The sequence below is a fragment of the Lysobacter sp. Soil_C_15 genome (assembly GCF_057657315.1).
On record NZ_JBDGIR010000018.1, the window covers coordinates 1 to 9003 of the forward strand.

Consider the following 9003-nt stretch of genomic DNA (forward strand, 5'->3'; position numbering starts at 1 on the left):
TGTGGACGCAGTTGCTGGGGGTGGAGCGGATCGGCCGCCACGACCATTTCTTCGCCCTCGGCGGGCATTCGCTGCTGCTGGTGCGGCTGCAGGCCATGATCGAACGCCGCCTGCAGCGTCGCCTGAGCATGGTGGAGTTGTTCACCCACACCAGCGTCGCCCAACTGGCGGCGTTCGTCCGCGACGGCGAACGCGATGCGGGACGACTGGCCGACAGCGAACGGCGCGGCGAACAGCGGCGCGATGCCTTGCGCCGCCGCCGTAGCCGGCGCGCGGCGGCCGAGCACGAAATCGAACTGGAAGACTGACTACGGACCAGCGACCGCCTGCGGTCGCTGCGGCAATCCACTGGAGAGGGGCGGATGGACGAGAACCAAGCAGTAGCGGGCGGCGACGGCAAGCCGCAGGCGCAGCCGAAGGGGCTGTGGCGCACGCTGGCCGGGCTGGCGGCGATCGCGGCGGTGATCGCCGCGGTCTGGTCGCTGTCGTCGCCGCCGCCGCTGCGCTCGGGCGAAGGCGATGCGCGCGCGTTCTCGGTCGAGCGGGCGATGGCGCACGTGCGCCAGGTCGCGCAGACGCCGCATCCCACCGGATCGCAGGCCAATGCGCGAGTGCGCGACTATCTGCTGGCACAGCTGCGCGCCAGCGGCCTGCAGGTGCAGGTGCAGCGCGAACTTTCGCCCGGCCAGGGCGGCTACGCCTGGGTCGAGAACATCGTCGGCGTCCTGCCGGCGCAGGACGCCGCCCAGGTGGGAAAGCCGGGCAACGGGCTGCTGTTGATGTCGCATTACGACTCCATACCATGGGCGCCGGGCGCGGCGGATGCCGGCGCCGGCGTCGCCACCGTGCTCGAGGCCGCGCGCGTCGCGGCGGCGTCGCAGCCCGGCGCGCGCAAGCGCGACCTCATCGTCCTGCTCAGCGATGGCGAGGAAATGGGCATGTACGGCGCGCGCGCCTTCTTCGACCGTCATCCGCTGGCGGCGCGGGTCGGCACGGTGCTGAACTTCGAAGCGCGCGGCAGCAGCGGGCCGGTGCTGATGTTCCAGTCCGGTCCCGGCAGCGCGCCGTTGCTGCGCGCGCTGCACGGCGCCGCGCCGGTGGCGGGCTCGTACACCGAAGAAATCTATAAGCGGATGCCCAACCACACCGACTTCAGCGTGGCGCTGGAGCGCGGCCTGCCGGGTCTGAACTTCGCCTTCATCGGCGGCTATTCCGACTACCATTCGCCGACCGACACGGCCGCCAACCTGGCGCCGGCGACCCTGCAGCACATGGGCGACCAGGCGCTGGCGTCGATGCGCGCGGCGTTGTCGGCCGCTTCGCTCGCGCCTGCCGCGGGCGCCGAGCCGGCGTACACCAACTTCACCGGCAAGCTGTTCCTGCAGTATCCGCGCTGGCTGGATCCGGCGGCGCTGGTCCTGGCTACGCTGCTGTTCGGGTTCGCCGCATGGCGCGGTCGCCGTAGCGAAGCGGTCGGCGTCCTGGCCGCGGCGCGCGCTGCCTTGGGCGTGCTGGCGGCGGTCGCCACGGCGGCGTCGGTGGTGCTGGCGGTATCGGCCTGTCTGCGCCAGGACTTCTGGCCGGGGGCGATGCAGCGCGCGGTCGCCGCGCTGCAGGGCGAATGGTTCCTGGCCTGGACCGTACTGGCGGCCGGCGTGCTGGTGGCGACGCTCGGCGCCGCGCGCGGCGGTCTGCGCTGGTGGTGGGCCTTGGCGCTGGCCTTGCTGGCGGGCCTGCCGATGCTGCGGGCGGGATCGGTGTTCGTGCCCGGCCTGATCGCGGCCGCGCTGGCCGGCGCGCTGCTGTTCAAGCCGCTGAGCGAGGCGGCGCTGGCGCGCGGCGGCGAGGTCTTGCTGCTCGCGCTGGCCTGGCTGTTGGTGCTGGCCCTGCCCGGCGCGGCCAATATCCTGGTCTGGCCGCTGCTCGCCGTCGCCATCGGGCGCGTTTTCGCGGTGCTGCGCGCGTCGCCGGCGGCGGCTGGGCCCTCGTGGCCGTCGATGGTGCCCGCGCTGCTGGTCGGCGGGGTGGTCCTGGGGCAACTGGCGCTGGGCCTGGACCAGGCCCTGGGCGTCGGCGTGCCGGCGATCGGCGTCGTGCCGGTGCTGTTGCTGTGCGTGCTGTGCCTGCCGGCCTGGATGGGCGCCGGTGCGGCGCGCGCCGGTGCGGCGCTGACCCTGGCCGGGCTGGCGGCGACGGTCGCGCTGGTGTTGGTCCATCCCTTCGATGAGCGTCATCCGCAGCCGAGCAGCGTGTTCGCACTCGACGATCGGGTGCAGGGCCTGCGTTGCCTGGCGACCATCGACGCCAACGACGATGCCTGGAAGCGCGGCCTGCTGGGCGATGCGGCGCGCGCCGTGCCGCAGAACCTGTACGCGCCGGAGGTCTGGCGCGAAACCCGCTGCCGGCCGCTCGGCGATCGCGCCGCGGCGACCGCCGCGCCCGCGCGGATCCGCGTGCTCGGCGTGGAGCGTACGGGCGAACTGCGCCGGATGCGCCTGGCGCTGAGCCTGGACCAGGGGCACGACGTGCTCGACCTGTACCTGCCCAAGGGCGCCGACGTGCGCAGCGCAAGCGTGCAGGGCCGCTCGATCCAGGCTCCAGCGGCCGAGGGCTTCGAACAGTGGCCGGCGCGCATCCGCGGTTTCGCCGTGCCGGCCGGCGAACTCGAGATTGCGCTCGACCTGGGCCCGGGCCCGCTGCCGCAGGCGCTGCTGGCGGTGACGATCGATCACCGCCTGCCGGCAGGGCTGGCCTTGCCGCCGCGCCCGGCGGGATTGATGCGGCAGACCCATCCTTACTCCGATGCCAGCGTCGCCATCGCGCGCATCGGCCTGACCGCGGCGGCAGGCCGGGCGACGCCGTGATCGGCGAAACCGTCCGCCGCCACCGGGTTGCGCTGGCTACCGCCAGCGCATTGGCCGCCGGCAGCGCGCTGGCTTCGATCGCGTTGATCACCCAGATCGGCGCGATCGCCGGCGGCGCCGTCGCCGGTACCGTGCAAGCCGCGTTGTGGCCGGCCGCGACCGCCCTGGTCGCGATGCTCGCCCTGTCGGGGGCGGCGCAGACCTTCCAGGCCCACTTCGGCGCCGCGGTCATCTCCGAGTTGCGTTCGCAGCTGTGCGCGCGGTTCATGGCGCTGGACTACGCGCGCCTGATGAGCAATCGCGAACGCATCGCCGGCGCGCTGGTGGTCGACGTGACCCGCATCGCGCAGATGCTGCTGGTGCTGCCGCAGGCGTTCTTCAACGCCCTGGTGGCGGTGTTCTGCCTGGCCTACCTGGCTTGGCTGTCCTGGCCCTTGCTGCTGGTGCTGGCGGGATTCGTCCTGGCCAGCGTCGCCTGCGCCCTGGCGATCCTGCGCCGCACCGAGGATTTCTTCGCCCGCATCCGCGACGAGGAAGACCAGTTGTTCCGGCACTTCCGCGCGATCGCCGAAGCGAAGAAAGAGCTGACCATGAACGCGGCGCGCGCCGCGCACTTTTCCGAACGGGTGCTGGGGCGGGCGATCCGCGACAACGAGGTCTCGCTGCGCGCGGCGAACCGCTGGCTGGGCTACACCGAAGTGTGGAACATGGCGATCGTGTACGCGGCGATCCTGTCGGTGGCCTATATCGGCCGCGCCCACCTGGGCCAGGACGCTACGCTGGTGGCCAGGTTCGTGATCGCCTCGCTGTTCCTGATCGGTCCGGTCAGCGGCCTCATCGCCGCGATCCGCCAACTGGTGGCGGGGATGGCCAGCGTCCGCCATCTGCGCGCGCTCGGCCCGACGTTCTCCGGCGCGACCGCGATCGCGGCGGTCGACCCCGCGCGCTTCGACGGCTGGTCACGGATTTCGTTCCGCCAAGTCGAGTACCGGTATCCGGGCGACGCCGGCGAGTTCCGCTTCGGGCCGATGGACCTGGAGCTGCAGCGCGGCGAAATGGTATTCGTGACCGGCGGCAACGGCAGCGGCAAGTCGACGCTGTCCCTGCTGCTGACCGGCATGTTGGCGCCGAGCGGCGGCGAGGTGCGGGTGGACGGGCGCGCGCTGGCGAGCGAGGAACTCGGCGATTTCCGCCAGTTGTTCACCGCGGTGTTCGCCGACTACTGGCTGTTCGACGATCTGCTCGACCGCCGCGGCCACAGCCCGCCGCAGGCGCAGGTCGACGCCTTGCTGCGCAAGCTGGGGCTGGACCGAAAAGTCAGCGCCAGCGGCGGCCGGCTGAGCACGTTGGAGCTGTCGCAGGGGCAACGCAAGCGCCTGGCCCTGACCCAGGGGTATGTGGAAGACAGCGACGTGTATCTGTTCGACGAATGGGCTGCGGACCAGGACGTGGAGTTCCGCCGCTGCTTCTACCAGGAGCTGCTGCCCGAACTCAAGGCCGCCGGCAAGACGTTGGTGGTGATCACTCACGACGACCGCTATTTCGGCGTAGCCGATCGGGTGGTCCGGCTGGAATACGGCCAGGTCGCCGCCGACGCGGCCACGGGCTGAGCGCGCCGCGACCCGGCGCATCGCAAGGACCATGCAATGAGCGAACAGCAAGGCAACCGCAAACCGTCTCCGGCGTCCGACGCCCACGAGGCGGCGATCGCCATCGTCGGCATGGCCGGCCGGTTTCCCGGCGCCGCCGATCTGGAGGCGTTCTGGGCGAACCTGATCGGCGGGATCGAGTCGGTGCGCGATTTCGACGAGGCCAGCCTGCGCGAAGCGGGGGTGCCGACATCGGACCTGGACGACCCGCGCTACGTCCGCCGCGGCGCGACGCTGGACGGAATCGAAGCTTTCGATGCCGGCTTTTTCGCCATGACCGCACTCGAGGCGCGCAGCACCGACCCGCAGCAGCGCCTGTTCCTGCAGACCGCCTGGGCCGCGCTGGAACACGCCGGCTACGCCCCGGGCTGCGCGTCGCCGGCGGGCACGGTGGGCGTCTACGCCAGCGCTTCGTCGAACGTCTATTTCCTCGAACGACTGTCGCGGCAGCCGGAGCTGATGGAGGCCGTCGGGCCGATGGCATTGGCGATCGGCAACGAAAAGGACTACTTGGCGACGCGCACCGCCTACAAGCTCGGGCTGCAGGGGCCGGCGGTGACGGTGCAGACCGCGTGTTCGAGTTCGCTGGTCGCCGTGCACCTGGCCTGCCAGGCTTTGTTGGCGGGTGAATGCGACATGGCGCTGGCCGGCGGCGTGTCGGTGCGGAGCCTGGAGCCGCGCGGCTATCGCCATGTCGATGGCGGCATTCTGTCGGCGGACGGCCGTTGCCGGCCGTTCGACGCAGACGCCAGCGGCACCGTGTCCGGCGACGGCGTCGCCGCGGTGGTGTTGAAGCCGCTGGCGCAGGCGCTGGCCGACGGCGACTGCATCCACGCGGTGATCATCGGCAGCGCGGTCAACAACGACGGCCACGACAAGACCGGGTTCACCGCGCCCAGCGTGGAAGGGCAGGCCGCGGTGGTGCGCGAGGCCCTGGCGGTGGCCGGCGTCGAGGCGGAGACGATCGGCTATGTCGAGGCCCACGGCACCGGCACCGCGCTCGGCGATCCGATCGAGTTCGCCGCGCTGAGGTCGGCGTTCGGCGATGCGGACGCGGCCTACTGCGCGCTAGGCGCGTTGAAGGCGAATATCGGCCATCTCGACGCGGCGGCCGGCGTCGCCGGCTTGGTCAAGGCGGCGCTGGCGGTGTCGCGCGGCGAACTGCCGCCGAATCCGCATCTGCGCCGACTCAATCCGCATATCGACGCGGCCGGCAGCCCGTTCCGTTTTCCGCTGGCGCGCGAGCCCTGGCCGCTGCGCCAGGGCGTGCGCCGGGCCGGGGTCAGTTCGTTCGGCATCGGCGGCACCAACGTCCACGTGGTGCTGGAATCGCCGCCGGCGCCGGCGCCGGCCGTCGCGCCGCAATGGGCGCAGCCGCTGCTGCTGTCCGCGCGCACGCCCGCCGCGCTGGCGTCGCTGAGCCAGGCGATGCGACGCCGCCTGGCCGATGCCGGCGCGGCCTATGCCGCGATCGCCTACACCACCCGCGCCGGCCGCAAGGCGTTCCGCTACCGCAGCGCGCTGGCCGCCGTCGATGCCCTCGACGCGAGCGCGCAACTGGACGGCGCCGCGGTCCACGATGCCGAGAACGCGCCGGCGCTGGCGTTCCTGTTTCCCGGCCAGGGCAGCCACACGCCGGCGATGGCGGCGGCGCTGTACGCGGCCTACCCGGGTTTCCGCGACGACGTGGACGCCTGCGCGCGCACGCTCGAGCCGCAGCTCGGTTTCGACCTGCGACCGTTGTTGCTGGAGCCGGCGCAGGCCGCGCGACTGGACGCCACCGAACTGGCTCAGCCGGCGCTGTTCGTGATCGGCTACGCGCTGGCGCGTCTGCTGGAGTCGTTCGGCCTGCGTCCGCGGGCGATGCTCGGCCACAGCCTGGGCGAGTACGTCGCGGCCTGCCTGGCCGGAGTGATCGCGCGCGACGACGCTTTGCGCCTGGTGGCGCTGCGCGGCCGGCTGGTCGCGCAGTTGCCGGCCGGGGCCATGCTCGCGGCGATGACGGACGAGGCCGGCCTGCGCGAGTGCTTGCTGCCGCAGGTCGAGATCGCCGCCGTCAACGGCGCGCGGCAATGCACCTTGGCCGGTCCGCCCGAAGCGGTGGCCGCGCAGGCGGCCGCGCTGGAGGCGGCCGGCATCGCCTGTCGCCGCCTGCCGGTGTCGCACGCGTTCCACAGCGCCATGCTCGAACCGATCCTGCAACGCTTCGCCGAGGGCGTCGCGAACACGCCGTTGTCGGCGCCGCAGCGCCCTTATATTTCCAATCTCGACGGCGCCTGGATCGGCGCCGAGCAGGCGACCAGCGTCGATTACTGGGTCGCGCACCTTCGCCAGGCCGTGCGCTTCGATGAGGGCCTGCGCACCCTGGCCACGCTGGGCGAACTGGTGACGGTCGAAGTCGGCCCCGGCGCGGCGCTGGGCGCGTTCGCCCAGGCCGCCGGGGTCGCGCTGCAGAGTTTGCGCACCCTGGCCGCGTCCGGCGACGGCGACCCGCTGGCGCCGCTGCGCGCGACCCTGGCCGCGTTGTGGGCGCGCGGCCACCGCATCGATTGGCACCGCGCAGTGCCCGAGGCGCCGCGACAGCGCGCGCCGGCGCCCGGCCATCCCTTCGCCGAGGAGCGGCACTGGATCGAGGCCGCGCCGCAGGCGGCCGCCGCTTCGCCCCGCGCGGCCGACGCGCTCGCGCCGATCGAAACCGCGGCGGCGAAGGCCCTGGTTCCCGGTTGGCGCCGGCTGCCGCGGCCGCCTCGCGAATGGCCGGCTGCGCCGAGGCAGGAACTGCTGTGGTTCGCCGATCCCGGCGGCGCGGATACGGCGACGCTGGCCGAGGTGCGCGCGCGCGGTTGGCCGGTACGCGTGGTCTCGGCGGTCGCCGGCATCGCGCAGCCGACGGCGCGGGCGGACGGGTTCGCGCTCGATCCGGCGCAACCGCGGGCGCTGGCCGGGCTGATCGCCGAACTCGCGCAGGCCGGCGCTGTGCCGTCGCGGATCGTTTATGCCTGGCCGATGTCGGCGCGCGATGGCGACGGCGAAGCCGCGCAGCGGCTATGCCTGGATCTGCCGATCGCGTTGTTGCGCGCGCTGGAGACCGGCTCCGCCCGGCATGTCGCCATCGACGTGCTGACCGTGGCGGCGCAATCGGTCGACGGGCGCGAGCACGACGATCCGGTCCAGGCCCTGGTCGCCGGCGTATGCCGGGTCGCCCCGTTGGAGCATTCGCGCATCGCCTGTCGCTGGCTCGATGCCGAAGGCGGCGTGCAGGATCCGCGCGCGCCGGCCGATCCGGCGCTGCTGGCCAGTGCGCTGACCGGCGCGGACTCGGGACCGGCGGTCGTCGCCTTGCGCGGCGCCTATGCTTGGGTGCCGGAGTTGGACGATGTGGATCAGGCCGGCGCGATGGATCAGGCCTCGCTGCGCGACGGCGGCCACTACCTGATACTCGGCGGTACCGGCGGCATCGGTCTGGCGTTCGCCGAATACCTGGCCGCACGGGTGGCGAACCCGCGCCTGACTTTGGTGGCGCGGTCCGCGCGCGAGCAGTCGCGCGAGGATATCGCCGAACGGTTGGCCGGTTTGCGCGAACGCGGCGCATCGGTGCGCCTGATCGGCGCCGACGTCGCCGATGCGGACGCCCTGCGCGCCGCCGTCGCCGAGGCGGTCGCCGCGCACGGCGCCGTCGAGTTGGCCCTGCATGCCGCCGGGGCGGCCGGCGAGGGCCTGATCCGCCAGACCGACCGCATGCGCCTGGCGCCGGTGCTGAGCCCCAAGACGGCGGGCTTGCGCGTCCTGGACGAGGCGCTCGGCGCCGCGCCAGCGCGCATCGTGTTGTGCTCTTCGATCAATGCCTTGCGTCCGGCGCCCGGACAGGTCGGCTACTGCGCGGCCGCGGCCTATCTGGACGCGTACGCGCAGAAGCGTTCGCGCCCCGGGCGGCGCATCGTCTCGATCAATTGGGGGCCGTGGCCGGGCATCGGCATGGCCGCGCAGCAGACCCAAGCCAAGCCGGATGCGCGCGCGATCGCCGACGCCTTCGATGCGGCGCTGGGATTCGGCGGCCGGCAATTGCTGCTGACCCCGGGGGGCGCCCGGACCGCTGCCGCGCCCTGCGTCGCCGAGCCCGTGTCCGCGCAGTCGGCGGGCGGCGAGTTCGAAGTCGTCGTCGCGCGCATGCGGATCGTCTGGCAAGCGCTGTTCGGGCGCGAGGTCGGCGACGACGCCGATTTCTTCGCCCTCGGCGGCCATTCGCTGATGGCGCTGCAGCTGATCGCACGGGTACAGCGCGACTTCGGCGTCGAACCTGCGCTGCAGGCGCTGTTGGCCGCGCCGACCTTGGCGGGCATGGCGCAGGCGGTTCTGAGCGCGATGCGGGGCTCGGGAGCGGACGCGCTGCCCGCCGCCGACCGCCGCCGGCCATTGCCGCTGTCGTGGTCGCAGCAGCGGCTGTGGTTCCTGGACCAACTGGACGCGGCGGCCGGTGCGGCCTATCACAT

The 9003-nt window shown here is 72.9% G+C and carries 4 protein-coding genes; all 4 read left to right on the forward strand.

Translation table 11 applies throughout. The annotated features are described in order from the left end of the window. A partial coding sequence (locus AC3A57_RS22770; protein WP_487580987.1) for a phosphopantetheine-binding protein occupies window positions 1-308 on the forward strand: 308 nt, incomplete at its 5' end. 54 nt (window positions 309-362) lie between these two features. Further along, window positions 363-2864 carry a M28 family peptidase gene (locus AC3A57_RS22775; protein ID WP_487580988.1) on the forward strand — a complete coding sequence of 834 codons (2502 nt, stop codon included), beginning with the start codon at window positions 363-365 and terminating at the stop codon, window positions 2862-2864. Further along, on the forward strand, window positions 2861-4474 hold the full coding sequence (locus AC3A57_RS22780; protein ID WP_487580989.1) for a cyclic peptide export ABC transporter: 1614 nt from the start codon (window positions 2861-2863) through the stop codon (window positions 4472-4474). The genes AC3A57_RS22775 and AC3A57_RS22780 overlap by 4 nt, the downstream gene beginning before the upstream one ends. Window positions 4475-4510: 36 nt before the next feature. After that, the coding region (locus AC3A57_RS22785; RefSeq protein WP_487580990.1) for a type I polyketide synthase at window positions 4511-9003 on the forward strand (4493 nt) is incomplete at its 3' end.